This window comes from Flavobacterium piscinae (assembly GCF_004122145.1).
Taxonomy (GTDB): domain Bacteria; phylum Bacteroidota; class Bacteroidia; order Flavobacteriales; family Flavobacteriaceae; genus Flavobacterium; species Flavobacterium piscinae.
In genome coordinates this window covers 84,414-103,427 of record NZ_SBKQ01000013.1, presented here as the reverse complement: position 1 = coordinate 103,427, position 19,014 = coordinate 84,414, and the positions used below count along the sequence as shown (strand labels likewise).

At 34.3% G+C, this 19,014-nt stretch carries 21 protein-coding genes and 1 tRNA gene; 6 read left to right on the top strand and 16 right to left on the bottom strand.

Annotated elements, in window-relative coordinates:
• Nucleotides 1-34 precede the first annotated feature (34 nt).
• Nucleotides 35-652 (top strand): ribosome biogenesis GTP-binding protein YihA/YsxC, encoded by a 618-nt coding sequence (gene yihA / locus EQG68_RS12650; protein WP_129465252.1) that lies wholly within the window; start codon nucleotides 35-37, stop codon nucleotides 650-652.
• On the opposite strand, the gene gldC is transcribed toward yihA, so the two are convergent.
• Together gldC and gldB are read right to left on the bottom strand one after the other, a co-directional pair.
• Nucleotides 649-972 carry a gliding motility protein GldC gene (gene gldC, locus EQG68_RS12645; protein WP_129465251.1) on the bottom strand — a complete coding sequence of 108 codons (324 nt, stop codon included), beginning with the start codon at nucleotides 970-972 and terminating at the stop codon, nucleotides 649-651. The genes yihA and gldC overlap by 4 nt on opposite strands.
• Nucleotides 973-980: 8 nt before the next feature.
• On the bottom strand, nucleotides 981-1,937 hold the full coding sequence (gldB, locus tag EQG68_RS12640; RefSeq protein WP_129465250.1) for a gliding motility lipoprotein GldB: 957 nt from the start codon (nucleotides 1,935-1,937) through the stop codon (nucleotides 981-983).
• A gap of 120 nt (nucleotides 1,938-2,057) precedes the next feature.
• Here gldB and nadE point away from each other — a divergent pair, with 120 nt between their 5' ends.
• Both nadE and EQG68_RS12630 read left to right on the top strand, forming a co-directional pair.
• Nucleotides 2,058-2,870 carry an NAD(+) synthase gene (gene nadE / locus EQG68_RS12635; RefSeq protein ID WP_129465272.1) on the top strand — a complete coding sequence of 271 codons (813 nt, stop codon included), beginning with the start codon at nucleotides 2,058-2,060 and terminating at the stop codon, nucleotides 2,868-2,870.
• Between the two features lie 109 nt (nucleotides 2,871-2,979).
• Nucleotides 2,980-3,609, top strand: a complete 630-nt coding sequence (locus tag EQG68_RS12630; RefSeq protein WP_129465249.1) for a response regulator transcription factor — start codon at nucleotides 2,980-2,982, stop codon at nucleotides 3,607-3,609.
• A gap of 37 nt (nucleotides 3,610-3,646) precedes the next feature.
• On the opposite strand, the gene dnaG is transcribed toward EQG68_RS12630, so the two are convergent.
• The 6 genes from dnaG to rlmN all read right to left on the bottom strand — a co-directional run bounded on the left by dnaG (nucleotide 3,647) and on the right by rlmN (nucleotide 10,471).
• Nucleotides 3,647-5,635, bottom strand: a complete 1,989-nt coding sequence (gene dnaG, locus EQG68_RS12625; protein ID WP_129465248.1) for a DNA primase — start codon at nucleotides 5,633-5,635, stop codon at nucleotides 3,647-3,649.
• 123 nt (nucleotides 5,636-5,758) lie between these two features.
• Nucleotides 5,759-6,841, bottom strand: a complete 1,083-nt coding sequence (locus tag EQG68_RS12620) for a coiled-coil domain-containing protein (protein WP_129465247.1) — start codon at nucleotides 6,839-6,841, stop codon at nucleotides 5,759-5,761.
• 36 nt (nucleotides 6,842-6,877) lie between these two features.
• Nucleotides 6,878-7,552, bottom strand: coding sequence for a hypothetical protein (locus EQG68_RS12615; protein ID WP_129465246.1), 675 nt, complete (start codon nucleotides 7,550-7,552; stop codon nucleotides 6,878-6,880).
• The gene (locus EQG68_RS12610; RefSeq protein WP_129465245.1) at nucleotides 7,539-8,099 is read right to left on the bottom strand and encodes an RNA polymerase sigma factor; all 561 of its coding nucleotides are present in this window, start codon (nucleotides 8,097-8,099) and stop codon (nucleotides 7,539-7,541) included. The genes EQG68_RS12615 and EQG68_RS12610 overlap by 14 nt, the downstream gene beginning before the upstream one ends.
• A gap of 291 nt (nucleotides 8,100-8,390) precedes the next feature.
• Nucleotides 8,391-9,371: a polyprenyl synthetase family protein gene (locus EQG68_RS12605; RefSeq protein ID WP_129465244.1), complete on the bottom strand. Its 981-nt coding sequence runs from the start codon at nucleotides 9,369-9,371 to the stop codon at nucleotides 8,391-8,393.
• Between the two features lie 47 nt (nucleotides 9,372-9,418).
• Nucleotides 9,419-10,471 carry a 23S rRNA (adenine(2503)-C(2))-methyltransferase RlmN gene (gene rlmN / locus EQG68_RS12600; protein WP_129465243.1) on the bottom strand — a complete coding sequence of 351 codons (1,053 nt, stop codon included), beginning with the start codon at nucleotides 10,469-10,471 and terminating at the stop codon, nucleotides 9,419-9,421.
• 71 nt (nucleotides 10,472-10,542) lie between these two features.
• Between rlmN and EQG68_RS12595 the strand changes: the two genes are divergently transcribed.
• Nucleotides 10,543-11,184, top strand: a complete 642-nt coding sequence (locus EQG68_RS12595) for an O-methyltransferase (RefSeq protein WP_129465242.1) — start codon at nucleotides 10,543-10,545, stop codon at nucleotides 11,182-11,184.
• Here EQG68_RS12595 and EQG68_RS12590 read toward each other — a convergent pair.
• From EQG68_RS12590 to EQG68_RS12560, 7 genes are all read right to left on the bottom strand, one after another.
• Nucleotides 11,181-11,744 carry a phosphatase PAP2 family protein gene (locus EQG68_RS12590; protein WP_129465241.1) on the bottom strand — a complete coding sequence of 188 codons (564 nt, stop codon included), beginning with the start codon at nucleotides 11,742-11,744 and terminating at the stop codon, nucleotides 11,181-11,183. The two genes, EQG68_RS12595 and EQG68_RS12590, sit on opposite strands and share 4 nt — an antisense overlap.
• Before the next feature lie 2 nt (nucleotides 11,745-11,746).
• The gene (locus tag EQG68_RS12585; RefSeq protein ID WP_129465240.1) at nucleotides 11,747-12,097 is read right to left on the bottom strand and encodes a Sec-independent protein translocase subunit TatA/TatB; all 351 of its coding nucleotides are present in this window, start codon (nucleotides 12,095-12,097) and stop codon (nucleotides 11,747-11,749) included.
• 186 nt (nucleotides 12,098-12,283) lie between these two features.
• Nucleotides 12,284-14,539: a M1 family metallopeptidase gene (locus tag EQG68_RS12580; RefSeq protein ID WP_129465239.1), complete on the bottom strand. Its 2,256-nt coding sequence runs from the start codon at nucleotides 14,537-14,539 to the stop codon at nucleotides 12,284-12,286.
• Nucleotides 14,540-14,594: 55 nt separating this feature from the next.
• The gene (locus EQG68_RS12575) at nucleotides 14,595-15,098 is read right to left on the bottom strand and encodes a DUF6702 family protein (RefSeq protein WP_129465238.1); all 504 of its coding nucleotides are present in this window, start codon (nucleotides 15,096-15,098) and stop codon (nucleotides 14,595-14,597) included.
• Between the two features lie 7 nt (nucleotides 15,099-15,105).
• Nucleotides 15,106-15,906, bottom strand: coding sequence for a carboxypeptidase-like regulatory domain-containing protein (locus tag EQG68_RS12570; RefSeq protein WP_129465237.1), 801 nt, complete (start codon nucleotides 15,904-15,906; stop codon nucleotides 15,106-15,108).
• Nucleotides 15,893-16,594, bottom strand: coding sequence for a hypothetical protein (locus EQG68_RS12565; protein ID WP_164975455.1), 702 nt, complete (start codon nucleotides 16,592-16,594; stop codon nucleotides 15,893-15,895). Before EQG68_RS12565 ends, EQG68_RS12570 begins: the two co-directional genes overlap by 14 nt.
• Before the next feature lie 7 nt (nucleotides 16,595-16,601).
• Nucleotides 16,602-17,354 carry a carboxypeptidase-like regulatory domain-containing protein gene (locus EQG68_RS12560; protein WP_129465235.1) on the bottom strand — a complete coding sequence of 251 codons (753 nt, stop codon included), beginning with the start codon at nucleotides 17,352-17,354 and terminating at the stop codon, nucleotides 16,602-16,604.
• 198 nt (nucleotides 17,355-17,552) lie between these two features.
• On the opposite strand from EQG68_RS12560, the gene pepE reads away from it, so the two are divergent.
• Entirely contained in the window at nucleotides 17,553-18,260 is a 708-nt protein-coding gene (pepE, locus tag EQG68_RS12555) for a dipeptidase PepE (protein WP_129465234.1), read from the top strand.
• A gap of 83 nt (nucleotides 18,261-18,343) precedes the next feature.
• Here the strand turns inward: pepE and EQG68_RS12550 are convergent.
• Nucleotides 18,344-18,416 (bottom strand) — tRNA-Gly (locus EQG68_RS12550).
• A gap of 143 nt (nucleotides 18,417-18,559) precedes the next feature.
• On the opposite strand from EQG68_RS12550, the gene EQG68_RS12545 reads away from it, so the two are divergent.
• Nucleotides 18,560-19,009, top strand: a complete 450-nt coding sequence (locus tag EQG68_RS12545) for a GNAT family N-acetyltransferase (protein ID WP_129465233.1) — start codon at nucleotides 18,560-18,562, stop codon at nucleotides 19,007-19,009.
• Nucleotides 19,010-19,014: the final 5 nt, after the last annotated feature.

Here is a 19,014-nt window from a genome sequence, read left to right as displayed (position 1 = left end):
TCCGAATGGACTTTTTTGTTTTTAAATAAATACTATGAAAATTACTACTGCCGAATTTGTTATCAGTAATTCAGAAGTGAGCAAATGCCCGAAAGATCCGCTACCGGAATATGCTTTTATTGGAAGATCGAACGTGGGGAAATCATCATTAATAAACATGTTGACCAATCACAAAAGTTTGGCAAAAACCTCATCAAAACCGGGAAAAACACAATTGATTAATCATTTTAAAATCAATAACAATTGGTTTTTGGTCGACTTACCTGGTTATGGATATGCGAAAGTTTCTAAAAAATCCAAAGAAGTTTTTCAACAATTTGTAACCGATTATTTTGAAAAAAGAGAACAATTGGTATGTGCTTTTGTATTGATTGACATCCGTTTAGAAGCTCAAAAAATTGATTTAGAATTTTTCACGTATTTGGGAGTGAAAGAAGTTCCCTTTTGCATTATTTTTACAAAAGCGGATAAAATTGGGAAAACGAGAATCGATTCTCATGTCGCCGCCTACCGAAAACAAGTTTTGGCCAGTGGCTGGGAAGAAATGCCACAACACTTTATCACTTCTGCCACAGAATCAACCGGAAAAGAGGAACTACTTTCTTTTATTGATGAAATCAATCAGGAAATGTTTAAGAACAATTCCTTTTAGCCTTTTAACTCTAATTTTTCTGCAAAATATTCGCAAAAATCACGCATGGTGTCAGCCATTTTGTCATCGGTTGTAGCCCGTTGAAACGTGTCTGCCATGGCCACTAATGTCTGATGAAAGAAAATTTTCATTTCATCCACAGGCATATCTTTAGTCCATAAATCGATTCGAAGTGATTCTTTTGCTTTTGAATCCCAAACAGATAGCATAATGGCTTTGGTTTCTTGGTTTTCTACACCGCCATCTTTGGCTGTCCATTTTAACGATTCAGGTACTTTATTTTCATCTAACGTAACGTCGAATTTTATTTCAGAAGTCATCAAACTTATTATTTTTTGGGTTTATATTTTGAACGCGTAAAAATTTCTTTGGCATCCATGGCTAAAAAATCAGCCAAAGATACTTCATTATTTTTCATAAACGAACGCACAATTTGCCACCCAATCCAAACACCTGTTCTTCCGGGAGACTCATTATCGATTTCAAGATAGAACTTTGAAAAAGGGGCCGGTGCGATGAAACGTTGCACTAATTTGGTATCGGAATCATACAGAATATTCTCTTCAATAAAGTATCGCCAAATTTCACCTTCGTTTTCTTCACACCAAATTTGTTGCTCTTTTGAATAACCGATTTTATCAAAATCTTCATAAGTGGGAAGAATTAAATCTTTGATATACATTTCTTTACCAAAATAAATCATTTGATCTAAAAACGTTTTTTCACGAGGTTGAGCAATTACGCGTGTAGAAAAATCAGAAATTACATCGGGCATAATTTGTGAACGTTGAAAGGTTTGCTCAAAATAATCGGGAAATTCATAAAACTTATGCTCCTTTCCTAAATATAAATCCAATGAAATCAACAAAAGACTATCTGTGTAAATCACTTTATTTTGGTAATCCATTTCCGAAATCAATGTGGTTACTTTGGAAGGCGTATTTTGATTGGGAAAATAAAATTTTATTCGACGGAAAACTTCTTCCAATTCCTCTTGTACAGGATTGAAATTGCCATACATTTTTTGTACTTCGCTATACAATTCTCGGTATAAAGGATCTTTCATTTTATTGATAAAAACACTATCCGGAATTTGATCGGGAAAGAAGGCCGGGTGGCTATTTTTCATTTTTTGAAAATCTTTTACCGGAGTTTCATAAAAAATTTTATCAAAACGTTCTACAGAAAGTGAAACAGGAATTTCTTCAATTTGCTTTTCTATCTTTGATTTTTTATCACATGAAATTAACAAAATCAACACAAAAACTACTAAGATTTTTTTCATTATAAAATGGAATTATGATAACTATAATTTGATTTAAAAAATCAATTGGATTTCCTACTTTTACCAAATAAAATTGAATTGCAAATATACATTGCCAAATCGTATAACGTCAAAAAGATGATACAAAAAAATGCAACAATAAAAGTTGAGCAAGTAAACAACCACATTGTAAATTGGTTAAAAACGTATGCTGAAAACGCAAAAGTGACTGGTTTTGTTGTGGGAGTATCCGGCGGAATAGACAGTGCCGTAACCTCTACACTTTGTGCTCAAACCGGTTTAAAAACACTTTGTGTTGAATTGCCTATCCATCAAGCTGCTTCACATGTAAGCAGAAAAAAGGAGCATATCGCCCAGTTAAAAAAGCGATTCCCAAATGTTGAAAGTGAATCTGTTGATTTAAGTAATACGTTTGAACAATTTAAAAAAGATGTGCCAAGTTCTAAAAACGAAACGAAATTAAATTTATCACTTGCCAACACAAGAGCACGATTGCGGATGACAACATTATATTATTTTGCAGGAATACATGGTTTGCTTGTTGCAGGAACCGGAAATAAAGTGGAAGATTTTGGCGTTGGTTTTTATACAAAATATGGTGACGGTGGTGTCGATTTGAGTCCGATTGCTGATTTAATGAAATCAGAGGTTTATGCACTTGGAAGGTTCTTGCAAGTTCCGGAATCTATTTTAAAGGCGGCTCCAACGGATGGTTTATTTGGCGACGATCGTTCGGATGAAGACCAATTGGGTGCAAGTTATGATGAATTAGAATGGGCAATGCTTCAAGATGAAGAAGGTAAAAATACTACAGATTTTGACGGACGTAATTTAGAAGTCTTTAACATATACAAACGGCTCAATAATGCTAATAAACACAAGATGAATCCAATACCAGTTTGTGAAATTCCTAAAGATTTAAGACAAATCTAAAATATTTCTTAAAATTATTTGTCAGAATTACATTCCATTAAAAATAAAAATAGTATCTTTAACAGCCCTAAAAAAATATTAATCATTTTTTAACTAAATACCACTTATCATGATTAAAGTTTGTTTAGCCGATAATCAACCCGTTGTGCACTTCGGAGTGAAATCGTACTTTAAAGACCATGCTGAAATAAGTATTGTAGGCCATGTTGGGAACTATAATATGATTTTGGACATGCTTAAAATTAAACCCATAGACATTTTAGTATTAGACTTGGAACTTGAAGGGCTAACTAGTATTAACTTAGTTAAGTATATACTGAAAGAGTTTCCTAACACTAAAATTATTATTTTCAGTAATCTCTCTGAAAACATTTATGCACCAAACTCTTTAAAAGCCGGGGTTTCAGCCTATTTACACAAGACATCCAAACTGGAAACGCTTGGTAATGTTATCGTAAAAGTAAATAATGGAGCTGTGATTTTTAATGACGCAATTAAGAAAAGTTTAGCCATGATTGCTAAACAAAACAAAAGCGAAAGATTGTACCGAAAACTTTCTAACAGAGAAATTGAGGTACTTCGTTTTTTAAGTGACGGAAAAAAGAACAACGAAATTTCCAAAATTTTAGGATTAAACGAAAAAACGATTAGTACCTATAAATTACGATTACTTACAAAACTGAATGTAACCAATTTGGTAGACTTAGTGAACAAAGCAAAAACATTAGAGATTGTATAAAAATACTTAGAAAAAAGACCTCGATTTGGGGTCTTTTTTAGTTATAATCCGATCGCATTCTGCCTATTCGGCGAGTAATGTTTACTTTTAGTTTATTATAATCATTTATCATTGTGAAAATTTCTTCTGGAGAATATTCCGGTTCTTCTGCTTGAATTTGAAGCATTAATTCATGATTTAGTTTATTGATTAGGTATTCTCTAAACGTAACTATTGTTTCGGTAACCAATCGAGATAGAATTTCTAAATCATCTTTTTCCTTTACAAAAACTTGCTTTTTATCCAGCCATCCATGCAATTGATATTTTTCATCATTCATTAAAATATCGGTGACCACTTCGGCATGTTCAGGAATTAAATTATTGAGGTAGTGATTCTTATCAAAATCTTCATTTTGATGGAATTGAGCAACTAAATCAATATAAAGGGCATTGAAAATTGGATTGGCTAATTCAATTTCATCTTCTTGTAAACTCAAATAAATGCGTTCATAGATTTTGTGTTGCACTTTTTCAATGGTTTCAATTTCCTTTCCATTTTCATCAAATTGAATAAAAACATTTTCAAATTCTACTTCGTAATGACCATATAAAAGTAAAATCTCCAAAATTGATTTCTCTAAAAGTGTAACAACATCAATTTTAGCGATGGTTTCAGTTGATTCATTTTTTACAACCTCAAACGCTTTTTGTTCTTGTTTGAATTTTTTGTTGGCTTCTGACAAATCTTTTTGAGCCATTTGTGCCAACGTGCTAAACAAAACATCTTCGGAAATATCCATGATTCGACTACATTCTTGGATGTAGATTTCACGTTTGATTCGGTCTGGAATTTTAGAAATGCTAATGACCATATCCCGAATTAATTCGGCTTTTTTGATGGGATCATTCTTGGCATCCTGCATCAATAAAGAAGCTTTGAATTGAATAAAATCTTTTGCATTTTCATCCAAATACTTCACTAATTCATCATAGGGTGTTTTTTTGGCAAAACTATCCGGGTCGTCGCCATCCGGGAAAGAACACACTTTCACGTTCATTCCTTCTTCCAAAATCAAATCAATTCCACGAATAGAAGCTCGTAAACCCGCTGCATCACCATCAAAAAGCACTGTAATATTCTTAGTCAACCGATTAATCAATCGAATTTGATTGGAAGTTAACGCCGTTCCGGAAGAAGAAACCACATTTTCAATTCCGGCTTGATGCATTTGAATCACATCGGTATAACCTTCCACCAAAAAACAATTATCCAGTTTCGCAATGGCTTGTTTGGCATGAAAAATTCCGTAAAGCACATTGCTTTTATGGTAAATTTCACTTTCGGGAGAATTCAAATATTTAGCAGCTTTTTTATCATTCGTCAAAATTCGACCACCAAATCCAAGTATTCTTCCCGACATACTTTGAATAGGGAACATCACACGCCCCTTGAAACGGTCAAATTGCTTATCTTCGCCAACAATGGTGAGTCCGGTTTTTTCAAGAAATTCCAATTTATAGGCTTTTCCAAGAGCTTCTTTGGTCAAAGCATCCCATGTGTTGGGAGAATATCCTAAATTGAATTTTTTGATGGTTTCATTCGTAAATCCTCGTTCTTTAAAATAGGATAATCCGATTGCTTTCCCTTCTTCTTCTTCCCATAAAACATGTTGAAAATACTTGCTGGCAAATTCCGAAACCAAATACATGCTCTCTTTTTCATTGGCAGCAACTTTATCTTCATCACTGGAAACCGTTTCTTCAATTTCGATATTGTATTTTTTTGCCAAATACCGAATCGCTTCCGGAAATGAAAAATGTTCATGTTCCATCAAAAACGAAACTGCATTTCCTCCTTTTCCCGTACTAAAATCTTTCCAAATTTGCTTCACAGGAGAAACCATGAAAGAAGGTGATTTTTCATTGGAAAAAGGACTTAAGCCTTTTAGATTGCTTCCGGCTCGTTTGAGTTGCACAAAATCACCTATCACCTCCTCTACCCGAGCGGTTTCAAAGACTAAATCGATGGTGTTTTGCTTTATCATTGGTACAATTTTGTAGCTTGTAAAAATACGATTCCGTTTTTAAAAACAAGGAAATAAAAGCATAAAAAAAGGTGCTTCTTAACGAAACACCTTTCAAACAAAAGTATTTAACTCAAACAAATTTTAATTAAAATCGAAACGTAAACCAAGAGAAATATTATTTTGATCGATGGTGTTATTTTTAAATATTGGGTTTAAATCATATTTAAGGTATAAACTGGTATCTCTATATCCAATATAAGTTGATAAACCATAAATAAAGTCAGAAGTATTGAAATCTCCTTTTTCTTTCACTTTAACTCTAATATCATCTTCTTTATACTTCAAAATTTGTTTTGTTTTCACGTTAAATCCGGCATATCCTCCAATACCTAACCGAACACTTTTATGCGATTTAAACCTATTTTTTCCTTCACTATCAATAGTTTTAGGCGTAAAATCAAACTCTAAATGTAAAGGTAAAACTAAATGAACATTTCTAAAACGACTTTCTCTCAAATCCAAACCAAATTCTTGTAAATTAGTTTGTTCACCTTGTTTTACAAAAAAACGATTATCTGTGGGCCGTAAATTATTATACATTAATGACAAACCGTATTTAATATGTAATAGGTTATCATTTTTAAATATTCTGGTATTATTTGTAAAACCCCACTCATAAAAATGAGATCCCCAAACACGATAATCACTATCTTCTAATGAACTAAAATCACCGTCAGTAACAAGATTATTCAAACCAAATGCAAAAACAAATTGTGACGTCGTACGTTTTTCATATCGAGGGTTATATGTTTTTACTTTCTTTTCATTTTCTCTATCATACGTAATTAAAAAGCGATGTTTTTTACCCATCCAAACGGTATCGGTTTCTAAATTACTTTTAGCATTAATTTTACCATCAACCTGCTCTTTAACTAATTGACTTAATTTGGCTTCCTCCTCAGCTACTCTTTTTTCAATATTCGCAGCTCTTTTTTCAGCCGCTTTTAATTTTTCTGCATCCGCTTTTTCAGCATTTATAACGCCTGATTCTAATAACTTATTAATGTCTTCCACTTCATTTTTTAACGCATCTTTTTCCTCTTGTGTGATTTTTTGAATGGTTTCAGAAATGGTTTTAGCTCTTCCTTCAAATGTATCTTGACCATACATTTTAGTTACTAATGCACATAGCAATACCGTAGCATAAAGAATAATTTTTTGCATAATTTTAAAATTTAACTGTTCGTGATTTGATTGTTTTTACTCGTAATTTCGATTGGCTAACGTAGATTTAACCGATTGATAATTTTTATTAAAGGATTGAATTGCTTTTTCTCTAAATGTTTCATTCACTTCTTTTTCAGCTGATGAAAGTAATGAATTGGCATCAACTTTTACAGTTGCTTTTTTTGATAAACTTTTGATTTCAGCCTTTTCGCCTTTCTCAACCTCGGCTAAAAGTGATTCAGCATTGATGTATTTATTTGTTAATTCTTTGGATTGATTTTCAACTATTACTTCCTCTTTTTTTGAATGATTATCCAACAGAAAATCTTTTTTAGGATTAATTTCAGTGGATGGTTTTTCTATTTTTTTGGGTTGATAAACTATCGCTTTCTCTTCTTTAACTACTTGCAATTTGTTTTCAACTTCAGTAACTACTTTTTTTTCAATTAATTTAGTTTCGTTTTCTAAAACAATTGGGTTAGATGGAATTGCATTTTTAACCGAATTTTCATTATTCATCATAAATATACCAATCAACGTAAAACCCATAAAAATGGCTGCAATTGAAAGCCATTTAAAATTTCTTTTCGGTTTTTGTTCCTCCACGGAAAGCATGGCGTCCAAACGATCCCAGGCTTTGGCAGAAGGTTGAATCTCGCGTTGAGTCAACTTTTCTCTGATTTGGTTTTCTATATTATTCGGTTCCATTTTCGTAATTTTTTAATTTGTTAATCTGATTTTGAAGCATCTTTCTGGCATGCGATAATTGCGATTTGGATGTTCCTTCATTAATGCCCAACATCTCTGCGATTTCTTGATGTTTATAACCTTCTATGGCATAGAGATTAAAAACCATTTTGTAGCCATCCGGTAAACTATCGATGAGAAACTGAATATCATCCACTGAAAATTTACTTTCTATATCGTTGTATCGTTCTTCAAAAAAAGTTTCATCTTCTATAAATTTCACTTGTTTTTGAACTCTGATAAATGAAATACATTCATTTACCATAATTCGTCTAATCCAACCTTCAAAACTGCCTTTGTGTTCAAAATTCTTCAAACTCGAAAAAACTTTCATAAAGGCGGTAATCATGACATCTTCGGCTTGTTGCAAATCTTTAATGTATTGCCTGCAAACACTTAACATTTTAGGCGAAAACTTAGTATATATCTGATGTTGAGCATGGCGATTATTTTCGACAGCCAATCGGATTAAGTTTTTCTCGTCTTGATGTAAGTTGATTACTTTCATTTTTTAAGGTAATTGGTAAATGGTCATAGATGATTGGTCATTTCCGTTTAACAATTAATTAAATATAGTTTCTATTGGTATAGACGAATGAAGTTGAAAAAAGGTTGCATGACGTTTTAAAAAAATCTAAAAAAAATTGTAATTTATTTATAATCAAAGATTTAAATTAAATAAAAAACAGTTTTGCCTACTTCGTAGGAGATTTTTATTTCGACTTAGTCATCTAGCAAAATGACAAAACTGCAACAGAGACTGTGACTGAAAACTCCCAACTATCAACTCCCAACTAAATTACTTCTTCCTTTCAATCACATAATTCACCATCAAAGTCAAAGCTTCTTTATAGGGAGAATTTGGAAAATGATTCAATAATAGTAGGGCTTCTTGTTGAAAGACAATCATTTTTTGCTCAGCATAAGCTAATCCGTTACTCTGTTTGACAAATGCGATGACTTCTTTGACACGTTTTTTGTCTTTGTTATGGTTTTTAATGGAATTGATTAACCAGCTTTTTTTCTCAGATGAACAATTATTTAACGTATAAATCAGCGGAAGCGTCATTTTTTGTTCCTTAATGTCAATACCGGTTGGTTTTCCGATGGCTTCCTCTGTGTAATCGAATAAGTCGTCTTTGATTTGAAAAGCCATTCCGATGAGTTCGCCAAACTTTCGCATGCGTTCCACAATTTCCTGATTTTCCGGCAAAACGGAACACGCTCCAAGTGAACAACAAGCGGCAATTAAGGTGGCCGTTTTTTGGCGAATGATTTCATAATAAATGTCTTCGGTAATGTCTAAACGGCGGGCTTTTTCAATTTGTAGTAATTCGCCTTCACTCATTTCACGAACAGCAACGGAGATGATTTTCAGCAAATCAAAATCGTTGTTGTCAATGGAAAGCAACAATCCTTTGGATAATAAAAAGTCGCCTACTAAAACGGCAATTTTATTTTTCCACAAGGCATTGATAGAGAAAAATCCACGTCTACGATTACTGTCATCCACCACGTCGTCATGTACTAAGGTTGCGGTGTGAATTAATTCGATTACAGAAGCACCGCGATAGGTACGTTCATTTACTAAACCTTCCGAAACCATTTTTGCGGTTAAGAATACAAACATCGGTCGCATTTGCTTCCCTTTCCGGTTGACGATATAGTAGGTGATTCTGTTAAGCAACGCTACTTTGGAAGACATCGATTCATAGAACTTTTTTTCAAAAAGTTCCATTTCCTGACTAATGGGCTGCTTAATTTGCTCGGTGATTTTCATGAAAGTTCAAAGATAGGTAGAAAGTTAGAAAATCACAACTGGAATTACTAGGAAACTGCTTCGTTTTTATTCGCTAATTGACCACATGCTGCATCAATATCTTTTCCGCGACTTCTTCGGACTTTGGCAATTACGCCGATTTTATCTAACGCTTTTACATAATCATCTAAAACGGAATCAGAAGCTTGTTGAAACATTCCATCATCAATCGGATTGTATTCAATCAAATTGACTTTGCAAGGAACGTATTTACAGAATTTAACCAATGCATCAATCGATTTTTTATCGTCGTTAATGCCTTTCCAAACCACATATTCGTAAGTGACTTTACTTTTGGTTTTTTGGTACCAATATTCCAAACTTTCACGCAATTCTTTCAGCGGAAAACTTTTGGAAAATGGCATAATTTCCGACCGAATTTCATCGATTGCTGAATGCAGTGAAACCGCTAATTTGAATTTCACTTCATCATCAGCCATTTTTTTTATCATTTTCGGAATTCCGGAGGTAGACAAGGTAATTCGTTTAGGCGACATTCCCAACCCTTCCGGTGAAGTAATCATTTCGATGGCTTTGAGTACATTGTTGTAATTCATCAACGGTTCGCCCATTCCCATAAAAACAATATTGGAAAGCGGTCGTTCAAAATACAAACGACTTTCGTTATCGATGGCTACCACTTGATCGTAAATTTCGTCGGGATTTAAATTCCGCATGCGTTTTAAACGAGCAGTTGCACAAAAGTTACAATCTAAACTACAACCTACTTGACTGGAAACACAAGCGGTTGTTCGGGTTTCCGTTGGAATTAGAACACTCTCTACCACTAGACCATCATACAAACGAACAGCGTTTTTAGCGGTACCGTCTTCGCTGCGTTGCATTTGATCCACTTTGATGTGGTTGATAACAAAATTATCCTCCAACATCTGACGGGTTTCTTTAGAAACATTGGTCATATCCTCAAACGAATAGACTTTTTTGCTCCACAACCATTCATACACTTGATTACCACGAAAAGCTTTGTCGCCATTGGCTACAAAAAAATCCCGTAGTTGTATTTTGGTCAATGCCCGAATGTCTTTTTTGATGGTGTTCATGGTGCAAAAATAGGAACTATTTACGGAAATGAATGATTTGTAATTTGTAATTTTGTCGAAAATCAAAACTCATGCATTTCCTTTCTGAAGATTTAGAAGATTACGTGACGGCTCATTCACAAAATGAACCTGAATTATTGGCTCAACTGAACAAAGAAACCTATCAAAAAATATTGTTGCCTCGCATGTTGAGTGGCCATTTTCAGGGAAGGGTTTTGAGTATGTTATCCAAATTAATTCGACCCACTTCTATTTTGGAAATTGGCACCTATACCGGTTATGCTACTTTATGTTTATGTGAAGGTATGCAAGAAAACGGCATCGTCCATACGATTGATATCAAAGAAGAGTTAGTTGATTTTCAACGAAAATATTTTGACAAATCGCCTTGGGGAAGTCATATTAAGCAACATTTAGGTGAAGCAATTGAGATTATTCCTAAATTAGAAACGACATTTGATTTGGTTTTTATAGATGCCGATAAAGAAAACTACCTCAACTATTATGAATTGATTGTCCCAAAAATGAACAAAGGTGGGATTATTTTATCGGATAATGTGTTGTGGTCCGGAAAAGTGGTTGAACCGCTTAAAGAAGGTGATTTGAGCACCAAAATTCTGTTGGAATACAACCAACGATTGAAAAATGACCCGCGAGTGGAAACGGTTTTGTTACCTATTCGAGATGGATTGACCGTGAGTAGGGTACTTTAAGAAACCGGAAAATATTTCGGTTGCATTATTTTATAAAGTCGGTAAAAAAAAGTTCCTAAAAACAATCCAAATAAGTATCCTGTTAAAATATCTCCGGGAAAATGTAATCCTAAATAAATTCGGCTATAGGCAAAAATCAACGGAAAAAGGAACAATAAAAATGCATACTTAAAATGCTTACGAAACAGTAAAAAAATAAAAGTAGAGGTTGCCATGGAATTGGATGCATGTCCGGAGAAAAAGCTATAGGACTTGCGTGTCAATACTTCCCTAATCTGACCTTCTAAACTTGGATCACTGCAAGGGCGAAGACGTTCAAAACTAAATTTAAAAAAATTGGTAAGCTGGTCGGTAACTAAAATTAAAACCGCTAAAAACAAAACGACTATTCCAAATTGTTTCCAACCGATTTTTTTGATAATAAAATAGAAAATCACCAAAAAAACAGGTGTCCAATATAACTGCTTAGTGATAATCAACCAAAACCGATCCCACTCTTCTGAACCCAAATTGTTTAGAAAAAGGAATACGTCTTTATCGAGTTGAATGAGTTCTTCCACGTTTAAAACTGTCTTTTAATTGGTCCGGTGATTTGTTCAATATCTTCTTTTGCCTTTTCTACTTCTTCAACAATTTGTTCGGTTCCGGTTTGTGAAAGTGGATTAACAGCTTCTGTTAAATCTTCTTTAACTTTTTGAATTTCTTCTGTTATTCCACCGGTTAGACTACTGGAATTTATCCCGTTTGCCTCGGCACTTTTTGAAATTTCAGTCTTAATATCTTCGGTTGCATGTTTGAGTTGACGAAACATTTTGCCCAATGTTCTCGCGATTTCGGGGATTTTATCGGATCCGAAAAGCATGAGTACCACTAATATGATGAGTATGAATTCTCCTCCTCCAATTCCAAACATAATTCTAAAGTTATTTTGAACTACAAATGTACGAAGATTTTTTAGCCCTGATAGTAGCGAAAATCCTTGAGGCGAAAAAAAGTATATTTTTCTTAACCCAAAAAAGCGACCAGAGGAAGCTCTTTTTGGGTTTTAGAAAATAACTTTTTATGCTGAAAGATTGCAGCGGATAGCAGGATTAGCTACTTATTTTGATTTTTCTAATTCGTCAAATTTAGATTTTGCTGCTTCTTTTGGCCATGCATTGTTGGTCACATCAATATCGGCAGTTTCCAATTTTGGATCGAGCTGAATTTTTTTGATGGGTTTTTCTGTGGCAAAAACTCGTGTAGCTGTTTGATTGCTTTTTCGCCAAATTTGTGCCGGAAAATGATGATTTTCAGTGGTTCCGTCTTCAAATTGAAGCTCAACAATTATTGGCATAATCATTCCGCCCGGTTTATCAAACTCAACCTCGTAAAAATATTTGGGTGATTTTAATTTTGCTCTTTCTTCAACGGAAAATTTGTTAGATATAAAATCGTTTAACGAACTAATATCCTCTTTTTCCAACGCTTTTTTGCGATTGTTCTTGAGTTCTTTGTGATTCGATTCTACCAAATAAACATAAGGTCCGTTGGCTGTTCCAAAGCGACCTCTTCGGGCTTTGACGTTTTGAAGTTCAGCGGTAGGCTCATCGGTTACAAAATATTGCTTCACTTCTTTGATGCCGATATCTACATAATCCGTAGAATAGAACCAACCTCTCCAAAACCAATCTAAATCAACCGCAGAAGCGTCTTCCATCGTTCTGAAAAAATCTTCAGGCGTTGGGTGCTTGAATTTCCAGCGGTTGGCATAAACTTTGAATGCATGGTCAAACAATTCACGACCCATGATGGTTTCACGTAAAATATTCAATCCGGTTGCCGGTTTGGAATAGGCGTTAGCTCCAAACTGGTGAATACCCTCAGAGTTAGACATAATTGGCTCTAAAAAGCGTTGGTCTCCGCTCATGTACGGCACAATTTTATGAGCCGGACCACGACTGGATGGATAATTTTCCATAAAATCCTGTTCGGCTAAATATTGTAAAAAAGTATCCAATCCTTCATCCATCCACGACCATTGGCGTTCGTCGGAATTCACAATCATTGGGAAATAGTTGTGTCCCACTTCATGAATAATTACGCTAATCATTCCATATTTAATGCGGTCTGACACAAATCCATTTGCATCCGGCCGACCGTAATTCCAGCAAATCATGGGATATTCCATTCCTTGATCTTCTGCAGAAATAGAAATCGCTTTGTGGTAAGGATAATCAAATGTGTGACGCGAATAGGTTTTTAGCGTTTGAGCCACTGCACGGGTTGAAAATTCTTCCCATAACGGATTGCTTTCGTTGGGATAAAGTGAAATAGCCATCACATTTTTAGTTTCCAATTTCACAGCCATGGCATCGTAAATGAACTTTCTTGAGGAAGAAAACGCATAATCACGCACATTTTCTGCTCTGAATTTCCATGTTTTGGTTTTATCTGAAAATCCTTTTTCGTTTGCTTTTGCTTCTTCGGGTGTGATGATTAAAACCGGTTTGTCAAAGGTTTTTTCGGCTAATGCATAGCGTTTATTTTGTTCAGCGGTGAAGACTTCATTTCGGTTCAGTAAAACACCTGTTGCTTCCAACACATGGTCAGCAGGAACAGTAATGTTTACATCATAATTCCCAAATGGAAGAGCAAATTCACCTCGACCCCAAAACTGCATATTTTGCCAGCCTTCTACATCATTATACACTGCCATTCTTGGAAAAAATTGAGCAATTACATACAATCTGTTACCGTCTTTTTCAAATTCTTCATAACCCGAACGACCACCATCTACTCTATAATTATTGATGTTGTACCACCATTTGATAGTAAACGAAACTTTTTGATTAGGTTTTAATGGGGTAGCCAAATTAATTCGCATCATGGTTTGATTGATGGTGTAAGACATTGGTTTGCCTGCAGCATCATGCACATGAACGATGTTAAAACCGCCATCAAAACTTTCTTGCATATATTTTTTCACAAAACCATCAACGGGAATGGCACCATCCATCCGCTGACTTTCAATAAGTGGGGTTTTGGACTGACGCGAACGCATATTTTGGTCTAATTGCACCCATAAATATTCTAATTCATCGGGCGAATTGTTATGATACGTGATGGTTTCTACACCATCTAATCGTTTGTTTTTATCATCCAAAACAATATCCATTTTATAATCGGCTTGTTGCTGATAATAAGCCGGACCGGGAGCACCGGAAGCAGTTCTGAACATATTTGGAGTTGCCATCAAATCATAGAGTTGACTAAACTTATTGTTATCATAATGGCCTGGTTCTCGTTTGGTTTCGGTTTTTTCTTGGGCAAATAATAGTGCAGGAAGCAAACCCAAAATTAAAAACTTCTTCATAGTTAATTTTTTAATCGACTAAAATAAACAATTTCCGAAAGCTGTTAGCGATTTATCAATATTTTAACAACTCTGCAGGATTTTCAAGCGTGAGTAATGCACTTTGTTTTTTGTCCAAAACTTGGGTGTGAATGATGTGTTGTTGTTCGGGAAGAAAATCAAAAAGCAGTGTATTTTTGATTTCAAGTGAGTTTATTTTGGGAATGTCTCTTATCACTTGGTATAGAATAATTACATCGTCTTCGATTTCTTTGTCTAAATAAACCACTTGTTTGGGTTTATTATTCACTTTTACAGAAAAATTTTCGTTAATGTAATTCTTCAAAAGGTGTAACTCTTCATCAGATTCTTTAGTTGAGCCAATGTAAAATTTTTTCTTGTGTTTTTTTTCTAAAGTATTATTTAAATCATCGATAAAAATTCGACTAGTGATTTGAATTGTTTTTTTGTCTTGTGCAAAATTAATTTGTGTGACAGAAACATAGAATTTGTGCATTTCAAAAGCAGAAACAGCCAAAGAAAATACCATTAAAAAAAGCAGTAAACGTTTATTCTTCATTGCAAAATCAATCTTTTGGGAGGTTTTTATATTCTTTGCTCTTGCTGATTAGAAAATCAATCAAATCAATCTCTCTGTTTGTTGCAAGCAATTTTCTCACGTTGGGATCAGCGTCACAATAGTTCAGAAACAATCCTATTTCATCGTGTTTCAATTCTAATGTTTCTGTGAAAAAATGATACGTGAACTTATCTTTCACAGCGGCTTGGAAATTTTTATCCGATGTGAAAACAACCGGTTTTTCTTTGCTTTTTTCTTTTCCGAAGAGTTTACCTACCATTTTTCCAATCTTAATAAAGTCCATACCATACGGAATTGACAAATCACTTGGCATAGCGGAATTGAATTGCGTGGATTGAAAATCTCTTTCCATTTGCATATCAGCGATTTCACTTGTATTAAACGCACTTTGTTTATCCGTTACCTTGATATTTTTGGCGTCTTTTTCTAAATCACCCGTTAAGGTTGATGGTGTTACAACAACCTCATCCAACTCATTGATAAACTCCTCTAATTTAATTTTCAGAACGATGACTTTAAAATCATTTTCGGTCAGGACCAGTTTTTTCGATTTAAAAATTACACTCGAAAAAACCAAGGTATCTGAAGGTCTTGCATACATTGTAAAAAAGCCTAACTTATCTGTTACTGCTCCTTTATTAGAAGAAACATTAAAAACTGTAACGTTATCAATGGCGGTCGCTTCGGAAATAATTTGTCCATTAATAATTTCTCTTGAGCCTAATTGTGCAAAAGAAATTTGGGTCGCTGTGATGAGTAAAAAAAGTAGTAGTTTATTTTTCTTCATGGTTTAAAAAATTTAAAAATTCTTGAGCTATTTCTCCTAACAAAAAGGTCACACGTGTTTTATTTTTGGCCTGTATGGCTTGAGCTAAATCAATATCTTCCACCACATAAAATTTGAATCCCTCAACATACTCTTTTGGAATTTTAAATGTTTCGGTGAACACCACATTATCAAAATTATCATCCAACCATACTAACATAAATTCTTTTTGCTCAATTCCGATGTCTTTTTTTAATCGTTTGGTTCTGCCTGAAATCCAATTTAACAACGGATCCAAGATCCCGGTTGTTGCCGTTCGTAACCTTCGCTCAGCTGGCGTGTAGGAAACCGGTTTATAATTAATTATTCCCAAATCTTGTGCATTGATTTTGGTGTATTCAGTCACAACAACTTCTTGCAACTCACTCACTTTGGCGGTCATTACAATTTCAATTCTCCCATTTTTAATATCGTTTGCCGAAATACTTTTTCGCCAATAATTCAAATGAACAGCAGAAAAAACCAACAAATCGTCTTCTATTACATCCAACCAGAACTCACCTTTTTCATTAGTAATGGTTGCTTTTTCTGAAACCAAGTTGGTAATATGAATTCCTTCTGCTGAGGCATTCTCTACCTTTACAACACCATAAATTGTTATCTGACCATAGCTACAAAGCGTGGTTAATATTGAGACTATAAGGTACAAAAAAAATCTATTCATCGGAAGTAAGATACGTTAAAAATTCGTTCGCCAATTTAGAAATGCATAAACTCCCATTAACCGTATCATTTGAATTAAGGTAATTTATAAATTCTTCATCATAAATTGTATAAACTTTGAACCCTTCTCTATATTCTTCCGGAATGTTTAGCTGATTGGTGTAGAATTCATTTTCATACCATTCGTTTAACTTTTTTAACAACAGTTCCTTTTTTTCAATTTCAACTTCTTTTTTTAATTGATTGGTCCTTCCGCTAATTTGATTAATGAGTCCATCAACACTCATTCCCCCAAACGGAATTAAAAGCGGACTATACCATTTTAATTGTTCGGCAGTTCGTAACCTTCTTTCCGCAGGAGTATATTTTTTAGGTTTATAATCAATTATTCCCAAATCTTGTGCATTGATTTTGGTGTATTCCGTTACTACGACTTCTTCTAATTTTTGCTCTTTAACAGTCATTTCCACTTCAATAAAACCGTTTTTAATATCGTCGGCAGAAATAGTTTTTCGCCAATAATGTAAATGTACAGCTGAAAAAACGAGTAAATCATCTTCATTCGCTTCAATAGTAAACTCTCCTTTTTCATTCGTAATTGTGGCTTTTTCAGAAACTAAATTAAGAACATGAATGCCTTCTGCCGTTTGTTCTTTCACCACAACTTTTCCTTTTATAGTTGTTTGAGAATAGAGCAATGGAACCCAAAACAAGAAACCGACTAAGACAATTTTAGTTTTGCTCATCGAGCAATCTCAATTTAATTTTTAAACTAACTATTTACAATTTAATAGCAAAGATGAAACCATTTTTTGTTTTACCATTGTATCACAAGTAAAAATATTACAAAAAATTCACAACTATTTCACAACTCATTTGTAATTTTTTGTTAATCTGTTGAAAATCTAATCAGCATGATGCGTATTTTTGTGAAAACAGAGATCATGAAAAACCTGCTTATTGCCAGCACTTCGACTGTTCACGGCGGCAATTACCTAGCGTATTTATTGCCCGAATTACAACTTCATTTTGCACAAAGCAAAAGCATTTTGTTTGTGCCGTATGCCCGCCCTGGCGGAATTTCTCATGAAGAATACACGCTGAAAGTAAAATCTTTTTTTGCCTTACTGAATATTGAAGTAAACGGTTTACATGAATTTTCTAATCCTACACAAGCCATCGAAAAAGCGGAAGGTATTTTTACCGGAGGCGGAAACACCTTTTTATTAGTGACACAATTGCATCAAAACAACCAAATGCAAATACTTAAAAAAGTCATTGAGAGCGGCACTCCATACTTGGGAACCAGTGCCGGGAGCAACATTTGCGGCCCTACGATGCAAACCACCAACGACATGCCCATTATCTATCCGCCGAGTTTTGAAACATTGGGAGTGATTCCGTTTAATCTAAATCCGCATTACTTGGATACCGATTTACAATCGAAACACATGGGAGAAACCCGTGAAACTCGTATCAAAGAGTTTCATCAATTCAATGCACAACCGGTGATTGGTTTGCGAGAAGGCAGTTGGCTAGATGTAAAAGGCGAACAAATTACTTTAAAAGGAGAATTATCGGCACGGTTATTTCGGCAAAATCAGGAAGCGATTGAGGTGGAAAGCGGAAATAAAATGGAGAAATTTGTTTAGGGGATTTATATTAAATGAAGAAAAAAAAAAGTTCAACTGTTCCAACAAAAAAACCCCAAACTTTCGTTTGAGGTTTTTAACAGAGCGGAAGACGAGGCTCGAACTCGCGACAACCAGCTTGGAAGGCTGGAGCTCTACCAACTGAGCTACTTCCGCATTTGTGAGTGCAAATATAGACAAATAGTTTTCTTTGTTGCAAATTTTTCTTCAAAAAAATAATCAAAAAGCTAACCAAATTTATAACCGATTTATTCTGAAAAAGTTATACCTTTAGTTTTCCAAGTTTGAGGTAATAAATTATGTTGACTTTAAAAGAAATAACAGCTTTGGATACTTTTTCGGTTCGGCATCCTGTTCTTCGGGAAGGAAAACCGTTGGAATCCTGCCATTTTGAAGGAGATAATTTGCAATCGACCATCCATCTTGGTTTGTATATTAATTGTGCTTTAATTGGTGTTGTTTCACTTTTTAAAAATAAAAATGAAGCATTTGATGATAAAACTCAGCTTCAAATAAGGGGAATGGCTGTCCTAAAACACCATCAAAAAAGAGGTTACGGCGAAAAATTACTCCACGAAGCCGAAGAAATTGCAAAAAAATACAAATGTAACTTACTGTGGTTCAATGCTCGCGAAAAAGCCGTTCCTTTTTACGAAAAAGCAGGCTATTCCATTCACGGAAAACCATTTGAAATTGGTGATATTGGCACTCATTTTGTAATGTATAAAAAAACAAATCCGATTTCTTAGTCACT

Excerpts from the sequence above, each read along its gene's own strand:
- EQG68_RS12615 (WP_129465246.1), bottom strand. The coding sequence starts at position 7,552 with ATGGAACCGAATAATATAGAAAACCAAATCAGAGAAAAGTTGACTCAA.
- EQG68_RS12605 (WP_129465244.1), bottom strand. The coding sequence starts at position 9,371 with ATGAAAATCACCGAGCAAATTAAGCAGCCCATTAGTCAGGAAATGGAA.
- EQG68_RS12560 (WP_129465235.1), bottom strand. The coding sequence starts at position 17,354 with ATGAGCAAAACTAAAATTGTCTTAGTCGGTTTCTTGTTTTGGGTTCCA.
- EQG68_RS12595 (WP_129465242.1), top strand. The coding sequence starts at position 10,543 with ATGCATTTCCTTTCTGAAGATTTAGAAGATTACGTGACGGCTCATTCA.
- EQG68_RS12610 (WP_129465245.1), bottom strand. The coding sequence starts at position 8,099 with ATGAAAGTAATCAACTTACATCAAGACGAGAAAAACTTAATCCGATTG.
- rlmN (WP_129465243.1), bottom strand. The coding sequence starts at position 10,471 with ATGAACACCATCAAAAAAGACATTCGGGCATTGACCAAAATACAACTA.
- yihA (WP_129465252.1), top strand. The coding sequence starts at position 35 with ATGAAAATTACTACTGCCGAATTTGTTATCAGTAATTCAGAAGTGAGC.
- EQG68_RS12575 (WP_129465238.1), bottom strand. The coding sequence starts at position 15,098 with ATGAAGAATAAACGTTTACTGCTTTTTTTAATGGTATTTTCTTTGGCT.
- EQG68_RS12585 (WP_129465240.1), bottom strand. The coding sequence starts at position 12,097 with ATGTTTGGAATTGGAGGAGGAGAATTCATACTCATCATATTAGTGGTA.
- pepE (WP_129465234.1), top strand. The coding sequence starts at position 17,553 with ATGAAAAACCTGCTTATTGCCAGCACTTCGACTGTTCACGGCGGCAAT.
- EQG68_RS12570 (WP_129465237.1), bottom strand. The coding sequence starts at position 15,906 with ATGAAGAAAAATAAACTACTACTTTTTTTACTCATCACAGCGACCCAA.
- dnaG (WP_129465248.1), bottom strand. The coding sequence starts at position 5,635 with ATGATAAAGCAAAACACCATCGATTTAGTCTTTGAAACCGCTCGGGTA.
- gldB (WP_129465250.1), bottom strand. The coding sequence starts at position 1,937 with ATGAAAAAAATCTTAGTAGTTTTTGTGTTGATTTTGTTAATTTCATGT.
- EQG68_RS12630 (WP_129465249.1), top strand. The coding sequence starts at position 2,980 with ATGATTAAAGTTTGTTTAGCCGATAATCAACCCGTTGTGCACTTCGGA.
- gldC (WP_129465251.1), bottom strand. The coding sequence starts at position 972 with ATGACTTCTGAAATAAAATTCGACGTTACGTTAGATGAAAATAAAGTA.
- EQG68_RS12545 (WP_129465233.1), top strand. The coding sequence starts at position 18,560 with ATGTTGACTTTAAAAGAAATAACAGCTTTGGATACTTTTTCGGTTCGG.
- EQG68_RS12580 (WP_129465239.1), bottom strand. The coding sequence starts at position 14,539 with ATGAAGAAGTTTTTAATTTTGGGTTTGCTTCCTGCACTATTATTTGCC.
- EQG68_RS12620 (WP_129465247.1), bottom strand. The coding sequence starts at position 6,841 with ATGCAAAAAATTATTCTTTATGCTACGGTATTGCTATGTGCATTAGTA.